General features: G+C 51.8%; 17 protein-coding genes. 2 read left to right on the top strand and 15 right to left on the bottom strand.

Annotation, left to right across the window (positions count from 1 at the left end; translation table 11 throughout):
- Nucleotides 1–151: 151 nt before the first annotated feature.
- The 6 genes from MHH82_RS17350 to MHH82_RS17375 all read right to left on the bottom strand — a co-directional run bounded on the left by MHH82_RS17350 (nucleotide 152) and on the right by MHH82_RS17375 (nucleotide 10,444).
- A complete protein-coding gene (locus tag MHH82_RS17350; protein ID WP_081746274.1) occupies nucleotides 152–1,051 on the bottom strand; it encodes a carbohydrate ABC transporter permease in 900 nt (299 codons plus the stop codon).
- Between the two features lie 72 nt (nucleotides 1,052–1,123).
- Nucleotides 1,124–2,530: an ABC transporter substrate-binding protein gene (locus MHH82_RS17355; protein ID WP_251496391.1), complete on the bottom strand. Its 1,407-nt coding sequence runs from the start codon at nucleotides 2,528–2,530 to the stop codon at nucleotides 1,124–1,126.
- Nucleotides 2,531–2,660: 130 nt separating this feature from the next.
- A complete protein-coding gene (locus tag MHH82_RS17360; protein ID WP_340966993.1) occupies nucleotides 2,661–4,286 on the bottom strand; it encodes a response regulator in 1,626 nt (541 codons plus the stop codon).
- Nucleotides 4,273–6,126 carry a cache domain-containing sensor histidine kinase gene (locus MHH82_RS17365; protein ID WP_251496397.1) on the bottom strand — a complete coding sequence of 618 codons (1,854 nt, stop codon included), beginning with the start codon at nucleotides 6,124–6,126 and terminating at the stop codon, nucleotides 4,273–4,275. The genes MHH82_RS17360 and MHH82_RS17365 overlap by 14 nt, the downstream gene beginning before the upstream one ends.
- 90 nt (nucleotides 6,127–6,216) lie before the next feature.
- Nucleotides 6,217–9,291, bottom strand: a complete 3,075-nt coding sequence (locus MHH82_RS17370) for a family 16 glycoside hydrolase (protein ID WP_340966995.1) — start codon at nucleotides 9,289–9,291, stop codon at nucleotides 6,217–6,219.
- Between the two features lie 322 nt (nucleotides 9,292–9,613).
- Entirely contained in the window at nucleotides 9,614–10,444 is an 831-nt protein-coding gene (locus MHH82_RS17375) for an isocitrate lyase/PEP mutase family protein (RefSeq protein ID WP_340966997.1), read from the bottom strand.
- 183 nt (nucleotides 10,445–10,627) lie between these two features.
- On the opposite strand from MHH82_RS17375, the gene MHH82_RS17380 reads away from it, so the two are divergent.
- Nucleotides 10,628–11,125, top strand: a complete 498-nt coding sequence (locus tag MHH82_RS17380; RefSeq protein ID WP_251498798.1) for an SMI1/KNR4 family protein — start codon at nucleotides 10,628–10,630, stop codon at nucleotides 11,123–11,125.
- A gap of 74 nt (nucleotides 11,126–11,199) precedes the next feature.
- Here MHH82_RS17380 and MHH82_RS17385 read toward each other — a convergent pair whose 3' ends face one another.
- Nucleotides 11,200–11,769, bottom strand: coding sequence for a YdeI/OmpD-associated family protein (locus tag MHH82_RS17385; RefSeq protein ID WP_251496403.1), 570 nt, complete (start codon nucleotides 11,767–11,769; stop codon nucleotides 11,200–11,202).
- Nucleotides 11,770–11,847: 78 nt separating this feature from the next.
- Nucleotides 11,848–12,312, bottom strand: coding sequence for a VOC family protein (locus tag MHH82_RS17390; RefSeq protein WP_251496405.1), 465 nt, complete (start codon nucleotides 12,310–12,312; stop codon nucleotides 11,848–11,850).
- A 98-nt stretch (nucleotides 12,313–12,410) separates the two neighbouring features.
- Between MHH82_RS17390 and MHH82_RS17395 the strand changes: the two genes are divergently transcribed.
- Nucleotides 12,411–13,319: a helix-turn-helix transcriptional regulator gene (locus MHH82_RS17395; RefSeq protein WP_340967002.1), complete on the top strand. Its 909-nt coding sequence runs from the start codon at nucleotides 12,411–12,413 to the stop codon at nucleotides 13,317–13,319.
- A 141-nt stretch (nucleotides 13,320–13,460) separates the two neighbouring features.
- Here the strand turns inward: MHH82_RS17395 and MHH82_RS17400 are convergent, their stop codons facing one another.
- The 7 genes from MHH82_RS17400 to MHH82_RS17430 all read right to left on the bottom strand — a co-directional run bounded on the left by MHH82_RS17400 (nucleotide 13,461) and on the right by MHH82_RS17430 (nucleotide 23,559).
- Complete coding sequence (locus tag MHH82_RS17400) at nucleotides 13,461–14,912, bottom strand: extracellular solute-binding protein (RefSeq protein WP_251496411.1); 1,452 nt, start codon at nucleotides 14,910–14,912, stop codon at nucleotides 13,461–13,463.
- Nucleotides 14,913–15,004: 92 nt separating this feature from the next.
- Nucleotides 15,005–16,033: an alpha/beta hydrolase family protein gene (locus MHH82_RS17405; protein ID WP_251496414.1), complete on the bottom strand. Its 1,029-nt coding sequence runs from the start codon at nucleotides 16,031–16,033 to the stop codon at nucleotides 15,005–15,007.
- A complete protein-coding gene (locus MHH82_RS17410; RefSeq protein ID WP_340967004.1) occupies nucleotides 16,020–17,927 on the bottom strand; it encodes a hypothetical protein in 1,908 nt (635 codons plus the stop codon). The genes MHH82_RS17405 and MHH82_RS17410 overlap by 14 nt, the downstream gene beginning before the upstream one ends.
- Nucleotides 17,908–19,146, bottom strand: coding sequence for a DegT/DnrJ/EryC1/StrS family aminotransferase (locus MHH82_RS17415; protein ID WP_251496419.1), 1,239 nt, complete (start codon nucleotides 19,144–19,146; stop codon nucleotides 17,908–17,910). Before MHH82_RS17415 ends, MHH82_RS17410 begins: the two co-directional genes overlap by 20 nt.
- A 23-nt stretch (nucleotides 19,147–19,169) precedes the next feature.
- Complete coding sequence (locus tag MHH82_RS17420; protein ID WP_251496422.1) at nucleotides 19,170–20,873, bottom strand: hypothetical protein; 1,704 nt, start codon at nucleotides 20,871–20,873, stop codon at nucleotides 19,170–19,172.
- A 126-nt stretch (nucleotides 20,874–20,999) separates the two neighbouring features.
- Nucleotides 21,000–22,595, bottom strand: coding sequence for an extracellular solute-binding protein (locus tag MHH82_RS17425; protein WP_145038330.1), 1,596 nt, complete (start codon nucleotides 22,593–22,595; stop codon nucleotides 21,000–21,002).
- An 88-nt stretch (nucleotides 22,596–22,683) separates the two neighbouring features.
- The gene (locus MHH82_RS17430; protein ID WP_015735651.1) at nucleotides 22,684–23,559 is read right to left on the bottom strand and encodes a carbohydrate ABC transporter permease; all 876 of its coding nucleotides are present in this window, start codon (nucleotides 23,557–23,559) and stop codon (nucleotides 22,684–22,686) included.
- Nucleotides 23,560–23,577: the final 18 nt, after the last annotated feature.

Genomic DNA, 23,577 nt, shown 5'->3' on the forward strand with positions numbered 1-23,577 from the left:
CTGCTGATCCTCCTGCACGCCTGCAGCCGTTCATGATCAATCGGTCTGCGGCGTTGTTGTCAAATCGTAAGGGCCTTTGCTAAGTTGGCGTCTATTGTTGCATATAGTGCATGTTCAAAAATCATGTTAAGTGGGCTTTTTAAAAGAAACTCTAATAAAGCTTGTTCATTTTACGGCTTAATAAGAAATACAAACCCGTGATGGCTCCCACAATAACAGCGGTTGCGAAGCCAACGGCGCTGCCGTATCCAAGCTGCTGCTCCACAGGCGATCCCGTGGAAACCGGAAACAACAGTTTATACAGATAGAGATACATGACCTCGGTTTTGCCGATCGGTCCGCCTTCCGTGATGAGCATAATGCTCTCATAGCCTTTCAGGGATGCGATAATTGCGAGCATGATGACCAACTGGGCTACCGGAGCCAGCATCGGAAGCGTAATGCTCCAGAACCGTCTTCCGGCGTTTGCGCCGTCCATGGCCGCGCTCTCGTATAAATCCTGCGGAATGCTCTGCAGTCCGGCCAGAAACAGCAGCATATAATTGCCGACCGCGCCCCATACCGCCACAATAATGACCGTAAGCATCGCATGCTTCGGCCCGAGCCAGTCGATCGGCTGCGAGATCAGGTGCAGCTTCATCAATACGGTGTTAACCATCCCGTTATAGGAATTGAAGATCGTATAGAACACCACGGAGATAACCGCGGTGCTGATGATCGTCGGCATAAAATAGATCCCTCGCAGCAGTTTTCCGCCTCGCAGCTTGCCGTTCAGGATGACCGCGAGCAGCAGGGACAATGGCAGCGTCAGCAGCAGCTTGCCTCCGGCGTAGACAAAGGTATTGCCGACCGATTCCCAGAACAGCGCATCGCGCATCAGCCGACGAAAATTGTCCAGCCCAACGAACAGCGCTTCGCCATACCCGGCATAGTCATAAAACATATAACGCAGCATCCATATCAAGGGGTAGATGCCCAGGGCAGCCGTCAAAATGATGCTCGGCGATAGAAACAGAGCATTCTCCCCTAGCCGTTTCCATTTCATACTCACGATGGGTTCCTCCTTCGGGGAAAGAAAAGGGGCATCCGCCAAAAAAGTGCGCGGCAGCCCCATCCTTGCCTGTTATTCTCCCTGTGGTTTGGTTGGATCAAAGGCAGGGTTCGGCGTTACATTGATCTCGCCTTTCTCCACCGCTTTGGACAATGCGGCGTTGTATCTTGTGTTCAAATCCTCCGTAATCGCTTTCAGATCTTCATCGGTAAGCATATATTTGAAGAAAGCGTCCGCATAGGTGGAACCCTCCGGTGTAACGTTTGGCGAAGCAGGCCAGAGCGAGTCGTGTTCCCCCACCAGGAAGCCTTCCATGCCATTGATCTCCGGATCTTTTGCCTGTTCTACAATGCTCGGTACAATGGCAATCCCGAAGCCTTTTTCGTGATAGGTCTTCAGAACCTCATCGCCGTACATATACTGCATGAATTTCCAAGCCGCTTCCTTATTGGCCGATTGGGCGCTGATGCCGAGCCACGTTCCGGCGGACACGATTTCGGAAGTTCCCTTGATCTGACCGTCCAGCGTTGGAGCCAATGCGCCCCCCCAGTTGATTTCAGTCGGGAATTGATCCATGTACACGCCCGGCTCCGTCGAGAAGGATAGATACATACCGATTTTGCCTGCGGCGAATTGGGCGCGCAGCGGGTCGATGTCCAACGCTTCCGCGCCAGGCAGAATGCTTCCGTCTTTATGCATTTGCTTGAAATAATCAATGACCTGCGAGTAAGGCTCGAAATCGAACTGGCCTGTTTTCAGATCAAAGCCAAGTCCCTGATAACCGCTCAAGGATAGAATCTCCCGGACGGAACGGTCAAATGCTTGCTTCGGATTTTTGAAGTTCAGCGCAAAACCATAGATGCCCTCGGCCTTGCCGACTTCGGTAATTTTCTTGGCATCCTCCACCATTTCCTGCAGCGATTTCGGAGGATTCTCGATGCCCGCTTTGGCAAAGAGATCCTTGTTGTAGACCAGACGCATGGTGAGACCGGTATTGGCAAGCGAGTACACCTTGCCGTCAAAACGGTTGACATCGTCGATCAGCAGGCTGCCGAACTTCGCTTTCAAGTCATCGGTCAGATACTCGTCAATTGGGGCGAGATACCCTTTTTTGACGAATCCGGACGTATTGGCGCTCTTTAGACGCAGTACATCCGGCGCCTGGTTGCTGGAAAAGGCAATGTCGACGCTTTGCGCGTAATTCTCGGACATGACCGTCAATTCCACCTGGATGTTATCGCCGTTTGTTTCATTGAACTTGTTGATCAATTCCTTGATATACTCCTGGTCATGACGGTCGTCAGTCCAGTATTTAAGCTGTACGGGTTGGCCCGTCTCGGTTGATGGTGCTGCCGTTCCGCCGTCAGACTTGCCATTCGTCGTGCCGCCATTGCCACTGCTGTTGTCGTTTCCGGCGCAGCCTGCGATTCCGGCTGCCAGAATGAGGCTCAAGCCGAGGCTTAACCATTTTTTTCGCATACATTCTACCCCTTTGATTAACGTTTGTATTGTGAGCTCGTTTTTTATTATAGAATCCCGTTCTCGGAAAAGGAGTGAGGCAAATTCACTCTCAAGGGATAGAATCCTATGGTCTCCTGCAGCAGGCACCTCACGCCTCCGGCCGGTCCATGTGATAGCCCGCCCTGAATTCCGACGGTGTCTGGCCGGTGATCTTCTTGAACATCTCGCTGAAATATCTGCGCTCCTCATACCCTACCGCCGCAGCCACCTCCTGCACCTGCGCCCCCTCTACCAGCAGCAGTCTCGCCTTTTGAATGCGTTCCGAGGTGATATACTGTGTGACCGTCATTCCGGTCACCTGCTTGAACAAGCTGGAAAAGTAGCTGGCACTGAGATGCACATGGGCGGCACATTCGCCAACGGTAATATCCTCGGACAAACGGCCCTTGATATAGCCTATGGCATTATAAATAACCTTCTGCCCTTCGGATAAGCTGTTCCGGCGAACCAGCTCGGCCCCTTCCGTGCACAAGGCAAGCAGTTGACGCTGCAAAGAGGCCAGCGGCAGCCCCGCCGTCCCTTGTACCGTTCTGAATTTCTGAATCATCGGCTGTATCTCCGAATAAGGAACCATTTCGTAAAGCGTGCGGATTGCTGAAGCGGCCAGTTCATCGTACAGGCTGAGGAGATAATCCGGATTTTGCCGCGAGATCCGTTTCTGCAGCACTTCCGAAATCGCGGACAGAATCGCGTCCGTCCGGACAGCATTCCCGGAACGAAGAGCCAGCAGGAGTTCGTCCTTGTACTCCAGTGCCAGCGGTTCCTGGCTTCCGCTTTGGAGGATATCGTCATACATAATGGCGGCATTGCCTTCGGTGAACAGGTGATGGGAGAGCGCCCGATGAGCCTGGCGATAGGAATCCGGAAGATTGCTGATCTCCTCCACTCTGCCGCCGACTCCGACCGAGACCGTGAACTTGGTATATCGTTCAATATTCCGGCAGCACTGCTCGGCGATTTCAATCGGACTGGATGGTCCTGTATCGTTCAGAACGGCCAGGTACTGATCATGACGGGCGCGGAAAAGAACGCTTTGCGCATAATGGGCAAGCGTCTCCTGCATAATATTCAACAGCGAGAACCGGATCAGCTCCATTTCCTGGATGGACTGCTCGGCAACCTGCTCCCGGAAACGGTCAATTTCAATCAGCATCACCACGAAGCCCCGCGGCTCCAGCTCAATATTCAGAAACTCCCACCGTTCCGAGGCCTCTTCCCATGAAGTGCGGTGGCTTACGAGCAGCGCAAAGTATTCCTGCCGCAGCGCCGGCATGCTCTCGCGGAGCTTGTTTTCCATTTCCCTCAGACTTAGCCGCTTGGACCTCTCTTCCATAACCTCTGCTTTGGCTCGCAGCACAGCCGACATCATTTCTTCTTCTGTGAAGGGCTTCACCACAAAATCAAACGCCCCCAGCTGCACCGCCTGCTGCGCATATTCAAAATCGGCATAGCCGCTGATCAGAATGACCTTGCAGCTGGGGTTCTCTTCCAGCACCAAACGCAGCATGCTCAACCCGTCCATGATCGGCATCCGGATATCGGTAATAACCAGATCCGGACGCAGCCCGGTGATCAGCGTAAGCCCCTCTTCCCCATTGCTCGATACACCTGCGACCCGAATCCCCTGCTCTTCCCAGTTCATTGCGGTCAGTCCGTCCACCACGCTTTTAATATCGTCGATAATGCAGAGACTGATCGCCTCAGGATTGCTCATCCAAATGCTCCCCTTTCTTGGGCAATGAAATCCGTATTTCGGTTCCGCGCTCCGGCGCACTGTCTACGTGAAATTCCGCACCGTCCCCATAATAGAGCCGGAGCCGCCGGATCAGATTGGATACCGCATATCCCTTCTTCGACTCCTGCAAAAAGAGTTCGCGCACTTGGGTCTTGTCCATTCCCTTTCCGTTATCACGTACGGCTATCGTCCAGCGTTTCTCATCCCCGCCAATCTCGATTTCGATTAGGCCGCCGCTCTTCAGGTCGCGAAAACCGTGCAAAATGCTGTTCTCCACCAGCGGCTGCAAAATGATGCGCGGAATCGAAAGCGATGACGCCTCCGGTTCGCGTACATGGATCTCATAAGAGAATAAGTCTTCATAGCAGCTTAACTGCAGTTCCAGATACTGGCGCACATGCTCCAGTTCTTTCGACAGTGTCGTAATTTCCTGGCCATTGTTCAATCCGAGTTGGAACAGGCGTGAGAGCGACATGACCATTTGCTGCGACGGCTCGATCTGCTTCAATTTCAATTTCCAGTAGATGGTGTTGAGCGTATTGTACAGAAAATGCGGGTCCATCTGCGCTGACAGCGCCTTGATCTCTGCAGATCGCTTATGCGTCTGCGCTTCCGTAACCTCATCAATCAACACCACAATTTGTTCCAGCATCCGGTTAAACCGAAATCCCACTTGAGCCAGTTCATCTCCGCTGCCGCTCTCAAAACGGGCGGTCAGATCGTTGTTCTCGACCCGCTTCATCACCTTCAGCAGCCCTTGCAGCGGCTTTAGCAAATAGCGTGAAAATGCGCCCGAAATCAACGTGGTGACGGTAAAAGCAGCCAGCGTAACCCCGGCAATCAGCCATTTGACAAAAACCATGTCCTGGAGCACGTCGGCCCGGGAACGGATGGTGGTCATGGTCCAATCCGCAATGCCGAGTCGGGCATAATTAAGCAGATAGGTCTGGCCTTCCATTTCAAAGGGCTGACTTCCCTCCGAGCGGCTCATCATGCCACTCAAATTACCCGTCTCCACTGCCTGCCTGACCAGCGGTTCCTTCACGGGGTAAACCGCCTCTCCATCAGCGTTCAGCAAGAAGCTGGACGCCCCTTCCGCGGTGTTCCCCTGTACCAGCTTGCGGAAACCGTCCTCACGGATATTCACGACAATATAAACACCGCTGACCGGAGTGTCAAAGATCGGCTCCAGAATAAGCGAAATGACGCGTTCCTTGCCGGAGAAGAGCATATCCTCATGCCCCTCCACCCACAGGTTCTTTTTCTCCTGTTCGATGCGCGCATACAGAACGGTATCCTCGAATTCGGTGAGCCGATTGCGGTTCATGGACGAAGGATAAAATTCGCCGATCGGTGTAAATACGTAGATCGATTGGATAAGCGGCTCGGCGATCCGCGCCTGCGAGAAAACGTTATCAAGATCGTTCAGATGCGTGTAATATCTGCTGGCATCCCCGGAGGCGGCATCCTTCAGCATGTCGTAGAAAGGCTGGCTGATCATAAACGTCATCATAATCAGCATCAGTTTGTTCAGCTTCTCATCCACGATTTGTGCCGACCTGACCACCGTGTCCTGCGTGAGCTTCAGCGCATTCTTTTCCAGCGTGGCAGCCGAGATATAATAAGACAACCCTCCGGTCATCAGGACAGAAAGCACGATGACAGCCAGAAAAGCGACCTTGAGTTTGTTGCGGAACGATTGCCTGCGGAGATACTCCAAGCTTTTCACGCCTTCCGTTAAATTTCTTCCTTTGATTATGTCACTGCATCCCCTGTACGACAATGCAAAAAAACGAAGCTGTCCCTGGCAGCCAATCATGGCGTTATGGGCAGCTCCTTCGTATGATCATCTTAACGCTGACCGACCTGTGGATCGGCTTTTTTTGAAAAAGTACGGATGCCGTACTAGTTAGATCGAATCAGGTGCCAGTACCACAACATCATCAAAAGCTACGCCTGCCGAAGTGGTCCGAAATCCTATTTTTCCTGCTGTCAGTTCGGTCTCGGGATTGGTCCATTCCACTTTTAATTCTCCATCCACATAACCTTTTATTGCGTTCCCTTCAATAGAAGCCTTCATCGTATACCACTGGTTCGCCTGAGCTGTAAACGGGGTACTGGATACAAGGGTCATGACGTTGTCCACGGATTTGTACAACTCCAGCTTTTGGGCTGCGGAATGGATTCGGAACATATAGAAATTACCCGCATCCTGTACCCTGAAGAGAATGCCTGCGTTGGCATTGGTGATGGGCATTTTCGCTTTGGCCTCATACGTATAATCCGTCCACGAATCGCCGGCAGCAATGACTGCAGTGGCAGCTTGATTCTGAATCAAGGCTTTTGTGCCGTCCGTTGTTACATCCCAAGAACCTGAAGCAGACGTCCATCCTCCGGCATTTCCATCTTCGAAATCGTCGCTGAATACAATGACCGTAGGATCCGGATTCACGGGAGGTTCATTCACGTCCGTGACATGGATCGTAAAGGTCTTCTCAACATACAGTCCGCCTGAGTCTGTACTCCTCACCCGGATGCTGTAGCTATCCTTGGCTTCGTAATCAGGCGTTACGGCTAGGAACAACTTATTGTCCGAAATGGTGAAGCTGCCGTTGTCCACATCCCCTGCCCCCGCTATCAGCATATAAGCAAATGTTTCTTCCGCATCAGGGTCGCTGGTGGAAAAGGTTCCGACCATTCCTCCCGCCGTCGTGTTTTCAACCACACTGTTGTGTGAAAGGGCAATCTCCTCAGGCGCTTTATTGAGGAGACTAACCACGGCATCGTCAAAATGGACGCCCGCCGAGGTGGTCCGGAATCCGATCCCCCCAGCCGTCAATTCGGTTACAGGATTGGTCCATTCCATCTTTAATTCTCCATCCACGTAACAGGAAATCGTGTTCCCTTGCATAACCGCCTTAACCTTATACCACTGTTTCTCAATGGCCGTGAACGGCATACTGTTTACAAGCGTCAGCTGTCCATTTACGGATTTGAACAACTCCAGCTGTTGATTCGATGAATGAATGCGATACATATAATAATTGTTTGCATCCTGCACCCTAAAGACCATGCCCGCGTTGGCATTGGTGATGGGCATTCTTAATCTGGCTTCATAAACGTAATCCGTCCATGAACCCCCGCTATTAGCGGTAATCAGGGAGGTGGTTGTCTGATTCCCGCTGGACAGCACGTGATTCGTGCCGACTTTCGGGACGGTCCAACCGCCGGACATCGACGTCCAACCCGCCGTATTTCCGTCTTCGAAATTGTCGCTGAATAGCGGAGGTTTGGAATTGGCAAAAACGATACCATATACATTGTTATTGACGGTAACATTCAAGTCGTCCAGGGTTGCTGCAAGCTTGCCTCCAACATAAACATCCGTGAACGTGACGCCGTTAACCCTTCCGCCTTTCGTGGCATTCCCGGAAATTCTGGATTTCTGGGTGCCGGTCTCGCGAACATTGATGTTCTTGACTACAACATTGCTTACATCGCCGGAAGTGCTGGTGGACACTCCAAGCCAATAGTTCCCGAATTGATTGATGCCGACGCGTTCGATGTCGATATTTTCAAAGGTGATATTTTGGGCGTAACCTTCCTCCGGGAGTGTATTCAGTTGGTATCCATGATCAATAAGCAATGCTCGGGCGCTTTGATAGACATACGAATTTCGGATGGTTACGCCGATTTGCGGCTGGGCTACACCCATGCCAATCTTGAAAGCCGCGCATCTTGTCCATGCAAAAGCGTCATCAAAGACCACATTCTCCAAATGTTCAAGCTCGCCCGGCCAGTCTTTGGACATCCCCGTCTGCAGCCAGGTTTTAGTGGAATACGTGTCATCATCCGAGATGGCAATCGAATGCTGAACAAGCACGTTCTGACTCTCATTGATATCGATAACGTCATTCTCGATTTTGTATAAATCCTGGAATCCCTTAAGATTGTTTATGGTCACATTGTCGGAACGTACCACCATGAACGACCAGAAACCGCCATCCCGCAATATTAGGCCGTCAAAAGTAAAATTGGATGTTGCGATCGGAACGAGCAGGTTATTGAGGAACCCTTCATTCTTATTCGGCGCCGGCATCCTTCGCTCTCGCATCGCAATGCCTTTTCCATCAATGGTTCCCCGTCCCCGTATCGTAATATTGGTGGAATCTACGGCAGTACGAATAAAATACGTTCCATCCGCGTTTCGTGAATCCTTGCGAAAATCAATCACGTAGTCTTCCCCCTTGCCCGTGCCGACAATGACGGCGCCGCCGGCCAGGTAAAGGGTTACGTTGCTTTTTAATGTCAGGTTCCCGCTCTTATAAACACCGGCCGGAATGAATACAACGCCGCCGCCGGCTTGATGGGCGTCATCGATCGCCTGCTGAATCGGACCCGATGCCAGCGATGTACCCGTGTTATCCGCATGGTAAGGCGACTGCGTCACATTATAAATCCCGGCACCTGTGGACGGGGGAATATCCGTCTCCAAGGGATCTGCTGCGATAACAATCTTCTTCCTCTGGTCATTGATTTTCACGATGACATAGGTTGAGGATGAAAGATAGAACGTTAGCTTGTTCCCGTTGACCGTGCCTTCGATATTTTTAGCCTGAGGACTGATGGAGTATGATGTAATCGGCACATTGTTGGTAACTTCGATACGGACCGTGCCGGAAAAGGAAAATTGCGCATAATCATAATCAGCCAGATAACTGATAACAGGAATCGCTTCGTTATTCGCTTTCAACGAAAACACGCTGGATGCGGTATAGATGGATGGCATCGGGTAATTTTGTATCGTGGCCGGAGCAGCGGCGGTCTGTGCCAAAGATGCCGGATCAGCGGCATCCGTCATATCCATTGAAGAAATTGAATACCTATCGATTTCTAAAGCATCCGCAGTTCGGGGTGAGAATCCTGTGATCATTACGGCAAGCACGACCAACAGACTAACTGCTTTTCTTGTAATGGTAAGCATAAATACCTCCTCAAGATTATTCATCTGCCACACGATAATAAGGCACTGCAGCTTCCGTTCTCCCGGTTGTATTCTTGCTTGTTTTTTTGTGAAGGCGCTAACATTTATCGGAAGCAGGCAGCCCGCTTTCTGACGTTCACTCCCCCCTCCATCCAAACTTTTCACTGTCACGATGGATTATAATCCCTGCCCATAAAAAAAGGAGTGGGGCAAGCCCACTCTCCAGGGATACATTTTAACTGTTCTCGATCGCCTGCCGTTCCACCGGCAGCCATAGCAAAGCTGCAATGAAGATCTACGCAGGCGCTATCTCCGTTGATTGCTACCAAGACTGCTTTTCCGATAAATCGTCGTAAGAAAGGACTCCCGAAGTCATGTGCTCAAAAGTTCCCTCCTCCAATATTTCATGGCCCATGCGATACAGCAGCGATATTGCGGCGCGAAAAGGACCTGAGCCGGTGCTGATACGCTGGATCCCCAGCGCTTCAAGCTCCTTTGCGGAAGGTATTCCCGGTCCGGCCAATACATTGATCGGACAGCTTATTTCATGGCGCAGTGTTTGGATGTCGGAGATTTCCTGGATTCCGGGGACAAAAATACAATCTGCCCCGGCTTCCTGGTAGGCATGGGCCCGCTTGATCGTCTCTTCAAGCCTCCCAGCAGACGGCATAGACTTGATCCAGTAAGCATCGATCCGTGCATTGATGAAGAGAGGATACCCCATGGCATTCCCCAGCCTTCGGATCACGGCTAATTTGTTTTGCTGGAGCAAAATATCATGCAGCGGCGCTTGTCGATCCATGCTGCTGTCTTCTATGTTAATCCCAGTCGCGCCTGCCTTGATCACCTGCTTAACCGATTCTGCGACTTCATCAGGCATCTGTCCATACCCGTCTTCCATATCCACGGTAACCGGGATATCCACGGTTTGCACGATCCTGCGGACCGTATCCAGCATCCTATCGAAGGGCATATTCCGATCCGCATACCCATGGGAAACCGCTATGCCGGCACTTGTCGTGCCAATGGCCTTGAAGCCGCACTTCTCGAAAGTTTTCGCGCTTGCAGCATCCCATGCATTGGGCAAAATAAAGAAATTAGAGTGAAGCTTTTTAAAGGCGGTAAGCTTTTCAAGCTGTTTTATCATGTCCATACTATACCTCTCCCCATCTATTATCGACTGGCGTACTTTTGTATATAGTATAAACCGAGTACTATTCGATACCTATCGAAATATGGAATGCACATTGAGTTCCAGAAGGATATGGAACTGTCTGACTAGAATAATAATCAGAGCCTATAAGAAATTGGAGTGAATACGGTGGGAGAAGAGACCCTGAATGACAAAATAAATGAATTTATGATTTGGGCTGAAGAAAACGGTTGGACGATAACTAAGAATGAGGATCATCAGTTACATTTAGCTGGCAGCTTGTTATCAAGATATAAGGAAATCCCTTATGATTATTTGGAATTTTTAAGTATTGTAAAACGATGCATCACACCTGATGAGGAGACCTGGTTTCTATGCGAGGATGAATACAATAATCGCTCCGATACTGAATTTAAATGGAATGAATATGAAATGCTCAGTTTGGAGGCAGCAAGGGGCGATGAACTATGGAAATCAGAAATAACTGCGTGGTGGGATTCTTACCTGCCGATCGTGATGTCAGTCGATGGTGGGTATTCCTTCTATGCGATTGATTTAACCAATGACGTTGGTGCTATCGTGCGCGGATATGAACCTGAATTTGAAGAAGTTGAACAAGCGGCACATAATCTTGAAGAGTTTTTGGAATTGATTATGTCGAACTCTATAGAGTTCCAATGATAAATAGGCAATGCATACAACCTTAGTTCGGTACTCAACCAGACTAAGGTTATTGGCCTTCGACCCAGGGAGTATTAATAATCAAGTAGACGGCCATGATCGTTCCATTGACCGTACATTTTGTTTTCTCTTGTGTTGGATATGAATTTGTCTAATCTGCTCTTGAATAATTCCGGCTGATTCTTATAGCTTTGTATCGTGTCGATCCGAACTCTTTTATAAAGATCAGGAAATGCCATGAAATTCTCAAATACTTGCTTTTCCTCTTTTAGCCTTTGTTCTATGACCCCATCTATTCTGAAAGAACCGGGATCCATGTCAGGAAGAACCCTTCTGCCTTCGTCACTCATGAACCCCAACTTTTCGAGGCGGCGGACACGTTCTTTATTCAATTCGGTCCATGAGCTTTTTTTACCTCTAGGAGACAGTCTCTGGGCCAGCTCGGTTTCGGACATTTTCTTTTTAATGCCGTCAATCCATCCAAAGCATAAAGCTTCCTCAACGACGTCCAAATATAACAACATATCAGGGGTTGGCGTCATACTAACCATCACCCAGCAAGACTTCTCGGTCTTGCCATGGTTCTGCAGCCAAATCCTTAAATCCTCTCTCGATTTTGCTGGAACCACATGTTCAATTTTCATAGCTATAACCCATCCTCCTCCTTTCTAATGAGAATATCAAAACATGGCCTTTCATTGGTAGGCCATGTTTTGAATGCGTTACTGTTTGTTTGAAATGACTTTGTCCAGGAAGCGATATGCGTCACGATTAAATTTCCAGGCAACTCCGAATTTATCAACCAGCATTCCAAAACACGAAGACCAAGGAGTATTGGATAATGGCATCACAACATGGCCGCCAACAGACAATTGGTTAAAGTATTTTTCCAATGCTTGTTTATCCTCCATGATTAGACTAATAAGCATGTTGTTTCCTTTCACCAACTCACCCGTTACCGCCTTCATGGAGGGCAAAATATCCGACATCATGATTTTCCCGCCTGCAAATTGTACCGAGGATTCCATGATCATATTGAGTTCATTTTCTGGCAATGGATAGTTTGGATCCTGCGGAAAATCCTTGAAATTCACTTTTTTTACCTCGTACGCCTGTAGAGCCTCCGAATAAAATTCAATCGCTTCTTCAGCGATCCCATCAAAGTTCAAATATGCAATAGCTGACATAAAGTTGTACCTCCTTCTTTTGATAAATGAAGTATAATTTATTAGTGGTGACAGACGTATGTCACCATTTAAAAATTTGTACCAAAAGAGGGGCAGCTATGGAGAAGGTTGAGAGATTAATATCCATTATCATGATATTGCTGAAAAAAGATATCGTTTCAACAAAAGAATTCGCACAAATATTCAACGTTTCCAAAAGAACGATTCTTCGCGATATGGAAACACTGAGCTTATCCAATATCCCCATCTATTCTGTTCATGGAATTCATGGCGGATACGGTATTATGGATGAATACAAGGTGGATAAGCGACTTTTAAACAGCTCCGACTTAGAAAATATATTGACTGCGCTCGGCGGATTGGAACAAATTCTAATTAGCGAGGAAGTTGAAATCACGATTAAAAAAATGGAGGCCATGGTTCACCCCATGTCACTGAAAGGTTCAGTCCGTCTATCATTTTATGATTGGGAGGGTCGGTCCGATATTCTTCAAACCTTGAAGACATGCCAAGAATCGATCATAGGGAAAAAGTTAATTTCATTTGATTATATAGATAAAAACGGCATGATAACGAATCGAATCGTCGAGCCGTATCAGCTTCATTTTAGCGAAACCAGTTGGTATTTGAAGGGATTCTGTTTACATCGCCAGAGCTATAGAACATTTAAATTATCCAGGATCGATAATCTCAATATGAATGAAGAAACCTTTAACCCGAGAGATTATGCATTAGAACAAGACGCAGCCAGTTATCAGCCGCAACTAGTCGCCATTAAAGCGTTGATTGCGCCCGGCATAAAAGATCAGTTTATTGAAAGGTACGGTCGAAAGAGTATTGAAAGCCACAGTTCTGAATATTACCTGGCTACCATCCAAATTCCTCAGAATCCGATTGGATTTCAATTTTTAGCAAGTTTCGGTACAAATCTGGAAATCGTAGAACCGAAATCATACGTAGAGGAGTTTCGCAATTATTTGCTTAAAATGGTCGATAAATATTCTTAATAAGGTCCTTTCAAATGAACATGTCGGCAACTTCTAACGGATAGATGCATCTTGCTGCCAACACAAAAACACCTTCAAGACCGTCTCCATATCTTACGACATGGCTTCGTTCTCCTGAAGGTGCTCTTTTTTACCGAATCGTCACTTCTCCATCCCGGTACCGGCGTCCTTCAAGCCCAGCCGGGAGTTGAAGAGTTGCTCGATCCGGGTGCAGGTATCCGCCGGGGATTCCATGCCAGCCCACAGCAGATTCAGTTCATCCAGCAGCGTCAATATCTCAGATTGGTTCATGTTAAGGATATGCAGCGGATAAGCATGCGGCAGCACCTCGAGATAACGGTTATAGTGCTGCGGATGAATGTCCGGATTCAGCAGGCTGTCATCCTCGGCTACAGACCGCAACACCGGAATGGTGCAACCGTACTGTTTTAGCAGTTTCTGTGCTTCCTCGCCCGTCATAAAATCCACGAGTTTTTCGGCGATATTCCGATGACTGCTCGCAGCGTTGATCGACAGCCCCCCGCCTAGCAGTATAGTGGCGGGTTTGCTCCCTTTCGGCAAGGTCATCACATCCCAGTCGATGGAATGGTCGCGGAATTCATTCATGAAATAATACGTGGACATGATCATCGCAACCCGTTCTTTCATAAACAGGCTTTCGGCTAAATGGCTGCTGCCATGGGAAAAGATCGGCGACACATGCTCCTTGTACATCAGCGATACGCAAAACTCCAGCGCTTCGATGTTTCGTTCGTCCGCCATCGTGCTCCGGCTGCGGTCTGCAGCCATGATGCTGCCGTCATTTTGAAGCAGGAAGACCGGCCAGCGGTTGGGGGACGAAGAGAAGCAGAACCCGTAATGATCGGTCATTCCGTCTTCGTTCGGGGCCGAGGTGCTGGCTTTGGCCACCTCCAGCAGCTGCTGCCAGTCGACAAGACTGACGGGGTGAGACAGGCCGTGCTGACGGAAGATCGAACGGTTATAACATATGACTACCGGAGAGAACACGAACGGCGCCGCGAGCATGCCGCCTTCATGATTGAACAGCTCGAAGACCCGCGGATAGCTGACCCCTTTCTCCATCAGACGGGGTGGAACATACCCTGTCAGCAGATTCGTGCGCCCGCTTTCGGTCCATTCCCGGAAATGCTGATCCGACATGATAAACAGATCAGGCCCTTGACCGTCCTCAATGGACCGGATGATGGTTTCGGTGTAGAAATCCTCGGAATACAGCACCATCTCCACCTGAACGAACGGATGCTTCCGCTCGAACGCCTCGATCATTTTTTCGATTATCGGAATCTCATAGGAAGAAGAGAACCATGCGAGTCTCAGCACGACAGGCGTTCTGTCCTCATCCGGCACTTTCACCCGGTTGCCCTTGCCCGCGATTTTCTCGATCAATCCTTCGTTCACCAGCTCATCCAGCGCCTTCCGGATCGATACCCGGCTCATTTCGTATTTTTGGCTAAGCGTGTTTTCCGGCAAAATAAATTCACCCGGCTGAAGAACACCGGCAACGATTTCATTCCTCAATTCCTGGACAAAGCGTTCATAACGCTCATGAAATTCATTTCTTCTACGCAACAATATATACCGCTCCTATACATGTCTATAAAAATCAGTATATCATGAGGGACATCAGGATTCCATGCACTCCGGATAAAGAACGCGTATATATTTTACTCCGCAAGCTGTTTTTCAAGAAAAGCATAGGCACGCTGCCGGATATCCGGCGGAAAATCGTGCCCTTCATGACCGATCCAGCACTCGAAAGCAGATGAAGCGCCCAGAAAATCATACAAACCATCCAGCTCCCCCAGTCCCGTGACAATCTCTCTCCAGTTCGGAAAAATCGGGTCTCGCGTTCCGGACCACATCAACATCGGCACCGGAGCTGCAAGCGCCGCGATTTCATGCCACTCAAACGGAAGGGAGCCGCTCCTCAGGGTGTCCGTGATGAATGGGATATGGGAAAACCATTCCCGAAGGCCCCAGCGGTTCGGCTCCGGATCGCCGCGGAACATCGTAAATCCGCAGCTCGAGACGACGGCCTTGATGCGTTTATCTATTCCGGCCAGAAACCAGCCATTATAGCCGCCAAGCGAGTGGCCGATCACGCCGATCCTGTGTGGATTTACCTGCGGCAGCGAGGTCAGCACGTCGACCCCTACCATGTGATCGGAAAGCATTTTGCCGACTGCGGTCCACGCAGGGTGCCGTTGATAGAACGGAGCCGTTTGAAACGGCGCTTCCCCTTCATAGATTCGGTCACCGAACGTGATGGAGTCCGGAGCCAGCACGGCAAAACCGCGCTGTACCAGCTCTAGACCATACTGCCGGTTCGCCCGTCCGGAAGCCAGACATACATCGTCTTTTCCATTCTCGGTTGTCGGGTGAAGGGCAAGTACAGCGGGGAATCCTCCTACAGCAGGCTTTCCTGAAGGGAGCAACAGATAAGCCGGGATCGAATCCCCGTCCGGTGATTCGTACATGATCACCTGTCTTGTGTGATCTTCTTCCTCATGCACGGAAAGCACCCGGAACCCCCCGCTGTCTGCGACCGCTCTCGGCTTATAATCAACCGTCTCCGGGGGCTCCCCCAGCAGCTTCAGCCATCGTGCTCTCAGTCTGGACTCCTTCTCCATCCAGGCCTCAAGGGTATGGATTCCCTCTAACAGCGGCACTAATTCCCCATTAAACTGAGTCATAAAAGTAATCACCCTCCCCTTCCATCCGATACCGCCACAGCTCAGCACCGGAACCGAAATACACGTTTCCGTTCAGGCAGGCGATTCCGCTGGTCGCTTCGACCGGAAGCACTTCCAGCAGTTCCGGCTGCATGTTCACCGTATTTAAGGTGAACAAAGCCCCGCTAAGCAGACCCAGAAGGAATGGATGCCCCTTGCGTTCTATCATGAGCAGTCCCTGCCGGACGATACCGCCCCAGGACGAAAGATCGCGGCAATGAATGATCTTTTGCAGTCCAGCATCGTAAACAAAGAACACCGATTCCGAGGTCAAGCCATAGACAAGCCCGTTTGTGCCGGATATCAGCTGAGCGATTTCCCTGGCACCCGGTACCGGCACCCAGCGCCGAATCACTTGTCGGGCAGGCCAATCCAACTCATACATCACCGCTTCCTCCGCCGTGCTGATCCCGCCGCCGGGCGTCTCGATGCTGGTGCCGCCGAATACCCTGCCATCCGGCAGCACGGCAAGCGAAATCGTACTCTGCCCGCTGACCATTTCCCGGTTCTCCAGCATCTCCACCTGCCCGGCCAGTACATCCACGATGCCGAGCCCGCCGCCAGCCGCACCATAACCGGGAAAGCCGACATACAACACATGGCGGCCGTCCGGATGTGCGACTGCGCATCTCGGCCTGTGGACAGCGGCATTTTCATAGATTAGCCGGGGATTCCGGTGGGGTCCTGGTTCCGTACACCATTCTTTCGCCGTATCCATTAGGTGGACCATGCCGCCGGCATAAGCAGCACCCACGATGATGCTGCCTTGAGCCGCATAAGCGGCAATATTGCCGCCGCCTCCCCGCTCCACGATATTGTCGCCACAATCGGTCAGGCGCCCGGCTTCGGTATCGTACGTGAACAGATGAAGCGGGTGATTGGAAGTGCCGTAAAGAATGCCGTCCGGACCTCCGAACAGCGGAGAGAGTGACGTTCCGCCTCCCTTGTAGTCAAGCGGAATCCGGCTCAGGCTTCCGTCCGCTTCCATGATTTCGATCTGCCTGTCGGACAGCTGCCATTTCAGCAGCACTCGACCGGCGTCAAGGTCCCGGTGCAGCTTGTTGTAACCTGCCCCCTTATACGGGGACGGGTTAACCTCCTCCGCCGACACCTGCTCTGCCCCCTGCTCGCCCAGCAGGTACCATATGCCGGCTCCGTCCTCCCCGGTTGGCAGCCAGCCGTAAACGGCGCCGTCGCAGCCTTGGTGAACGGCAGCGCTGCCTGTCGTATCCGGCGGCCCCTCCAGTACGATCTCCAACACTCCGGTTTCCTTATGAAAGCTGGCGATGGCCGGCGACGTCGTGCCCAGTCCGGCATAGACCTTCCCACCGCTTCCGCAGGCGAGCGTCATGGCATACTTCCTCTCGGCATCCAGCCTGCATAAGGTACGTGAGGATTTTGACGAAGCATCGAGCTCCATCAGATAGCTTCCCGGGTAAGTTGTTGCGTAGACCCGACCATCGCCATTCACGGCAAATGCAAAGCCGGCTCCCTCTTCCCCTTCAGGTACCCGGTGCTGCCCGACAAAAGCCGGAGTGAACGGATCGATAACGTAAAAATAGCGGCCTGCTCCGGTATAGAACCGTCCTCGGGAATCACTGATCGACGCAAACGGGTACTGGCCCTCGCCCCCTGGAAAATAAAGCTGCGTGCTGTTTCCTGTTCCCGGATCCGCGATCAGCACATATCCCCGGGCTGCGATTACGATGCGCTCGGTGCCGTCGGCTCTTCGGCACACCGCCGCAGATCTGCTCTCGTCGACATCAACGGGTACGCCGATCCGCTCAAAAACCCCCATCGTCCCCGTTGCCTTGCTGTCGTTCACTTCTTCCGTATTATTCATCGCTTTTCGCATAATAAGCGCCCACCTTGGCAACCGCCTGAATGATATGCTCAATATCCTCGGGCGTGTAGAATTCGTTCATCGGAATCTGCACCGTCGTGTCTAATATCGCCTCCGCGACAGGACAACGGCCAGGCTCATAAGAGACGCTGCTGCCGTCAAACGGAAAATGGCTCCCCGGATAAGCCTGCCGGTTCCGGAACAGCGGCTGCAAATAGCATACCTGCGGGATATAGCCGGCACGGTTGGGGATCCCCTCAGCCTCCAGCGCCCTGCAAAACTCTTCGCGGCTGCACGTCAGCTTGCCCAGATCAAGGCGCAGCATGTAGAACCAGTATGTACAGTCATGCTCCGGGTCGACCTGCGGCGGAATGACGCCCTGGATTCCCTGCAATCCTTCATTGAGCCGGTCGCCGTATTGCTGACGCCGCCCGCAAATCCAGGGCAGCTTTTTGAGCTGGGCGATACCGACGGCTCCCTGAAGCTCGGTCATCCGGTAATTCGGCGCAATATAGCTGGTTCCCCGGTCAACCGTGGTGCCGAGACGGCGGTAGTTTTTGTCCGCGAAGGCGTGAGCGGTTTCGTAATCCTCGCGCGCTCCCGAATTGATCAGCACCATGCCCCCGTCCCCGGTGGAGATATGCTTAAAATCGTTCGTGCTGAAACAGCCATAATCGCCAATGGTGCCGGCCAGCCTCCCCTTATACCGGGTCAGATAAGCCTGTGCGCAATCCTCAATGACCTTAATGCCATGCTTTTCCGCGATCTCCATGATCGGGTCCATATCGCACGGATATCCCGCCAGATGGACGACTAGGATCGCTTTCGTTCTCGGCGTAATGCAGGCTTCGATCGAGGCCGGATCCAGATTGTAAGTGTAAGGCTCCAGATCGGCAAACACGGGGATCGCATTCTGGTACAGAATGCCGATCAGCGTTCCCTGGTCCGTAATCGGGCTTGTAATGACCTCGTCCCCTACGGAGACCCCAGCCGCACCCAGCGCGACATGAATCGCCGCGGTGCCGGAGGATGTCGCTACACTGTATTCCCGGCCGTACATCGCATTGAAATCGGCCAAAAACTGTTTAACCTTGGTGCCGAAATGATAAAACAGCGTGTTCTGCTCCAGCGCTTCGAGCAGATGCGCGGCCTCCTCTTCCCCGAATCTTTTGCCTGTGCCAAAAGGACCGGTCTTGACCGGCGCTCCCCCATGAATCGCTAACGCTTCCACTGTCTGATTCCTCCTCATTGCCGTTATTCAGCTGCTGTTTTCATCATGCTCGCCACTTCTGCACACGGCCGCCCAAAGCGAATGTCCGTCTGCGAAGATGACGGGTCCGCCTCCGCAGCCAACGGCTGGCGCACGACCGCTCCCTGCGGAAGATTCTCGGTGATGAGGGTACCGTCTGCGCTTACCCGGAGCACCGCAGCTCGTCTGGCCTGCTCCCAGCGGGTGATCTCCTCGCTCGTCCAGAACGCATAACCGAGCCGCTTCGCGGTTTCGACCGCTTGCGAAAACGCATGCCGAACGTTCCCTAGATGATGGATGTGCTGCTGGTGAAACAGGAAATGGGCGACGCCGCGGACTTCCGCCACCTTTTCGAGAAACGGGGCAATCACCGACGCATCCGTAAGCGTGGGATGCTCCAGGTCCTGGGTAAGAAAGCCGATCTGCAGCACCCGGTATAGCCGGTTGCGGTCATCCGAACGAGCGATCGGGTAATACGGATGGCTGGTACCGAACGGAAAGCCGACATTTCCTTTTTTGCTCGGCCCTCTAGTTTGATCCGCTTCGATGCCGTTCTGCTCGCACCATACATAGAGCTCTCCCCAGCCCTCAAAGCGGGTATAGTGGTTCTTGTTCGAAATGATCGGCGCGCCGCTGGTGCTCCGGATTACGTTCAGTTGACGGGCAAATTCCTCGGCGCTCCATATCCCCTTCTCCTGCTCCAAAGCATTGTAGTGAAATGCCAGCTCATGCCCGGCAGCCTGAATTTCTTTGTAGAGCGACGGGGAGTAGCCTGGTTCGATCATGCACCAGGTCGAGCGGACGCCGTTTTCCTGAAGCACGCTCAGGGTCGTTCGGGCCGCCTCCTCTATGTTGAAGTCGCTGTCGTGCGAGATCATGGCCACCTGATTGACGCCTTCAGGCCAATAGTCCAGAAACGGAAGCGTCATTCCCATCGCAACTGCTTCCTCCATCAGCTGACGGATAATCACCTCGCGCCACCAGTCTGCATACGGCGTATCAAAGTACGGCATCCCGGTCTCCGTCACCGAGCGGTCTTCATTCCAGTCCAACTCACACCGGTCATCGGCCTTCAAAATGCCTTCGTCCACCGCTCCCGTACCGTCCGGTGCGGGGATGCCGTCCTGGACGACCGGGCCGCCGCCCTGCTGAAGCAGAACGATATTCGCGGGGATGTCCACATTCCAGCGGATCAGCCGGCCGGCACCTAGCGAAAACCTCAGAACGGCTGCGGCTGCCTCGGCACCAGCTTTACGGAGCCGGCGCAGAACGCCATCCGCTTGAACCGGGATGACGGAATTCTCCGACGCCATCCACGGATCGCTGCTTACCGCCCTTAGAACCGGTATGCCTTGCGCATAGCTTAGCGCTGACAGGTCCCCATACACCGCATCCCGGATGACAGACCGGGTACAGCCCAGCTGTCCGGCCATGCGGTTCAATCCGCCGTAACTGATGAGCGTCGCTCCTCGGCGGGCCCACTGCTCCAATCGGTTCAGATCCTCTTCCTTCTCTCCCGGGTGCAGTACGACGATGATATCGGGTTCATATGACTCAAGGGTTTCGGCATCATCAAACCTTGCATAAGGAATGCCCGCATGACCAAGCACCTCCTCCACATAAAGCTGAAACAGGTCCTGGCCGTGTCCCCAGAAGTATTCCGCCGACTGCCTGTTAAACCACAGACCGATTTTCGCTGTCTTTTCCATGATACAGGTCTCCCTCCTCCACAGCTCGCATTCCCATAGGCGCTAGTTATTCCAATGCAGAACAGGGGCAAAAGGATTTGCCCCGCTGTCCTACGGATCATGTATAAAAGCGTCATTTCAAAAGTCTCACTTAAACAGTGCCTTCGGATCCTTTTCTTTGATATTCGCGTTGTATTCCTGGATGACCTGGGCACCGCCTTTGTCCAGATACTCCTGAACCAGTTTATCCCAGTCCGAAACCGGACGGGTGCCTGCAATCATTTTTACCTGCTCATCCATGACATACTTTCTCAGCTCGGCGCCTTTCGAGTTGTCGGTCGGCGACTCCAGTCCATTGATTGGGTTAGCATAAAGCTTGATTTCCCTATACATGGATTCGATCTCCTCCACCAGATCGACCAGCTGCTTGGTCTGATACGTAATGGAGTAATCATTATCGAAATCCTGGGGCGCCCACGAAGTGTTATCAACAAAATAAGTGGAAGGCGCAAGTCCGTCGGATGCGAAATTCTCCTTGTTGACCTGCACGCCGTCCTTCATGTCATAACCCACACCGACTTTGCCCGACCACCAATCAAAATCGGCGTTTGTATCATTCCGCTGATCCTGCGGATAGAACTGACGGCCGAAATCAATCATTTCGAAAATCTTCTTCAGCTTTTCCGGCTCATCGGCAAGTTTGGCGCTCAGCACGGTAATTCCGTTGTAGCCCGCCCCAGACGTAAGCCCTTTGTTGCCGTAATTGTCCTCGAAAGGACCAAGACTGATAAACTGGGCATCCGGATGTATACTGAGCAGGCCGTTCATGTAATCCTGCGACATGCCGCGCGGCGTTCCAATAAAGATGCCTGCTTTGCCGGAATAGAACTCCTTGTTGGTGTCTCCCCAGTTCAGGATGGCGTAGTCCTTCGTCATCGCTCCCTGTTGGTAGAGCTCAGACAGCATCGTAATGAACTCCCGGCGGCCTTCCCCGATAATGCCCGGGATGTAGTTGCCCTGCGCATCTTGGTGGTACCAGGCATCCGGGTCCCAATACGGTCCCTGGTTGAAGTTCGGGTTAATGTCCTGACCAATGGCGATTCCGTAGGTGTCCTTCTTGCTGTTGCCGTCCGGATCTCCGTTCGTGAATGCCAGCGCTACCTCTTTCAGCTCCTCGTAATTTGTCGGCGGTTTCAGGCCAAGCTTATCGAGCCAGTCCTTGCGGAGCACCGTGACGACCTGATACTTCGGAGAATACTGCGGGATGGCGTAAATCTTGCCGTTCACCCGCATGGCATCCCAGATGAAATCAGGCACCACTTTAAGCGACGGATACTCCTGGATATAAGGCTCGATATCTAGGAAAGCCCCCTGCTTCGCAAATTTATTGTAGCGGTTCTTGATGTCAGCCGACATAAGTCCGATCATATCAGGTATTTTACCTGAGGCGAACACAGCGTTGATCTTCTCATCAAAGGCGGTATTCGGCACAAAAACCGGCTTGTAGTCGACTTTAAATTTCTCGTTGATCATGTCAAGTCCCGGACTTGAAGTCGGTGGCGGATCACCGTAGCGAAAATCAATCGTTGTGATCTCATACGTCTGCTCTGTCTGTGCCGGTTTTTCCTCCCCCCGAGTGGTCGTTCCAGGTTTCTCCTCCGCCTTCGGCTGGCCGCCGCATGCTGCCACGCTGATGGAGAGCAAGGCCGCCATCACTGCGGTAAGTCTGTGTTTCTTTAACATGAGCTTTCCCCCATTCTAATCAGTGTTGGAGTGTGACCTCCGTTTATGATTCATTCGAACAGCTCCGTTATTCGGCCGTTCGAAGTCATCAACCTTTGACGGCGCCCAGCATGACGCCTTTCGCGAAGTGCTTTTGCAAGAACGGATACACGATCAGAATCGGCAGCGTCGCCATGAGAATCGCGGCCATCTGGATCGTTTCCGGGGGCGGCGGATTATCCATGAACATGTTATCTCCTCCGAGCGTGCCCGTCGTTTCCCCCACCACCACAATCTGTCTCAGCACGACCTGTATCGTCCATTTGGCCGGATCATTGATGTACAGAATCGGCGCAAAATAGTTGTTCCAGTGCGTGACCGCATAAAACAGGCTGAATGCCGCCAGCGCAGGCTTCGAGAGCGGCAGGATGATGCGCCCGAAAATCTGCAGGTCATTCGCGCCGTCCACGATGCCCGCCTCGATCATATCGCTTGGGATGTTCATGAAGAATTGGCGGATGACAATCAGGTTGAAGGGCGCGATGGCCACCGGCAAAATAAGCGACCAGATGGAATCAAGCAGCCCCGTTTCCTGGACGACCAGATAGGTCGGAATCATGCCGGCCGAGAACAATAGCGCAAATACGACCATAAACATGACGGTACGCTGGCCGACGATCGGTCTTGACAAGGCGTATGCCATCGTCGCCGTAAAAAACAGATTGACGATGGTACCGAGCACGGTAACCAGCGACGTGTTCAGCAGCGCCTGCCGGAACGTCCTGGAGGCCCAGATATATTCATAGGCGTCGGTCGTCCATTTCGACGGCCAGAGCAGCAGTTTGCTGCCCAGAAAATCCTCGAACGAGGAAAATGAAACCGAGAACAAATATAAAAACGGAAACAGCATGACTGCGGATATGACAAGCAGCAGACTGATATTCACGCCGCTGAACAAGCGTTCCGCGATGGATTTTTGCTTCATATGTCGTTCTCCTCCCAG

The organism is Bacillus sp. FSL K6-6540 (assembly GCF_038007545.1).

Bases quoted from the DNA above. Each gene is read 5' to 3' on its own strand.
- MHH82_RS17420 (WP_251496422.1), bottom strand. From the start codon at position 20,873: ATGGAAAAGACAGCGAAAATCGGTCTGTGGTTTAACAGGCAGTCGGCG.
- MHH82_RS17385 (WP_251496403.1), bottom strand. From the start codon at position 11,769: ATGAAAATTGAACATGTGGTTCCAGCAAAATCGAGAGAGGATTTAAGG.
- MHH82_RS17395 (WP_340967002.1), top strand. From the start codon at position 12,411: ATGGAGAAGGTTGAGAGATTAATATCCATTATCATGATATTGCTGAAA.
- MHH82_RS17425 (WP_145038330.1), bottom strand. From the start codon at position 22,595: ATGTTAAAGAAACACAGACTTACCGCAGTGATGGCGGCCTTGCTCTCC.
- MHH82_RS17355 (WP_251496391.1), bottom strand. From the start codon at position 2,530: ATGCGAAAAAAATGGTTAAGCCTCGGCTTGAGCCTCATTCTGGCAGCC.
- MHH82_RS17360 (WP_340966993.1), bottom strand. From the start codon at position 4,286: ATGAGCAATCCTGAGGCGATCAGTCTCTGCATTATCGACGATATTAAA.
- MHH82_RS17375 (WP_340966997.1), bottom strand. From the start codon at position 10,444: ATGGACATGATAAAACAGCTTGAAAAGCTTACCGCCTTTAAAAAGCTT.
- MHH82_RS17365 (WP_251496397.1), bottom strand. From the start codon at position 6,126: ATGATTGGCTGCCAGGGACAGCTTCGTTTTTTTGCATTGTCGTACAGG.
- MHH82_RS17390 (WP_251496405.1), bottom strand. From the start codon at position 12,312: ATGTCAGCTATTGCATATTTGAACTTTGATGGGATCGCTGAAGAAGCG.
- MHH82_RS17410 (WP_340967004.1), bottom strand. From the start codon at position 17,927: ATGCGAAAAGCGATGAATAATACGGAAGAAGTGAACGACAGCAAGGCA.
- MHH82_RS17430 (WP_015735651.1), bottom strand. From the start codon at position 23,559: ATGAAGCAAAAATCCATCGCGGAACGCTTGTTCAGCGGCGTGAATATC.
- MHH82_RS17370 (WP_340966995.1), bottom strand. From the start codon at position 9,291: ATGCTTACCATTACAAGAAAAGCAGTTAGTCTGTTGGTCGTGCTTGCC.
- MHH82_RS17405 (WP_251496414.1), bottom strand. From the start codon at position 16,033: ATGACTCAGTTTAATGGGGAATTAGTGCCGCTGTTAGAGGGAATCCAT.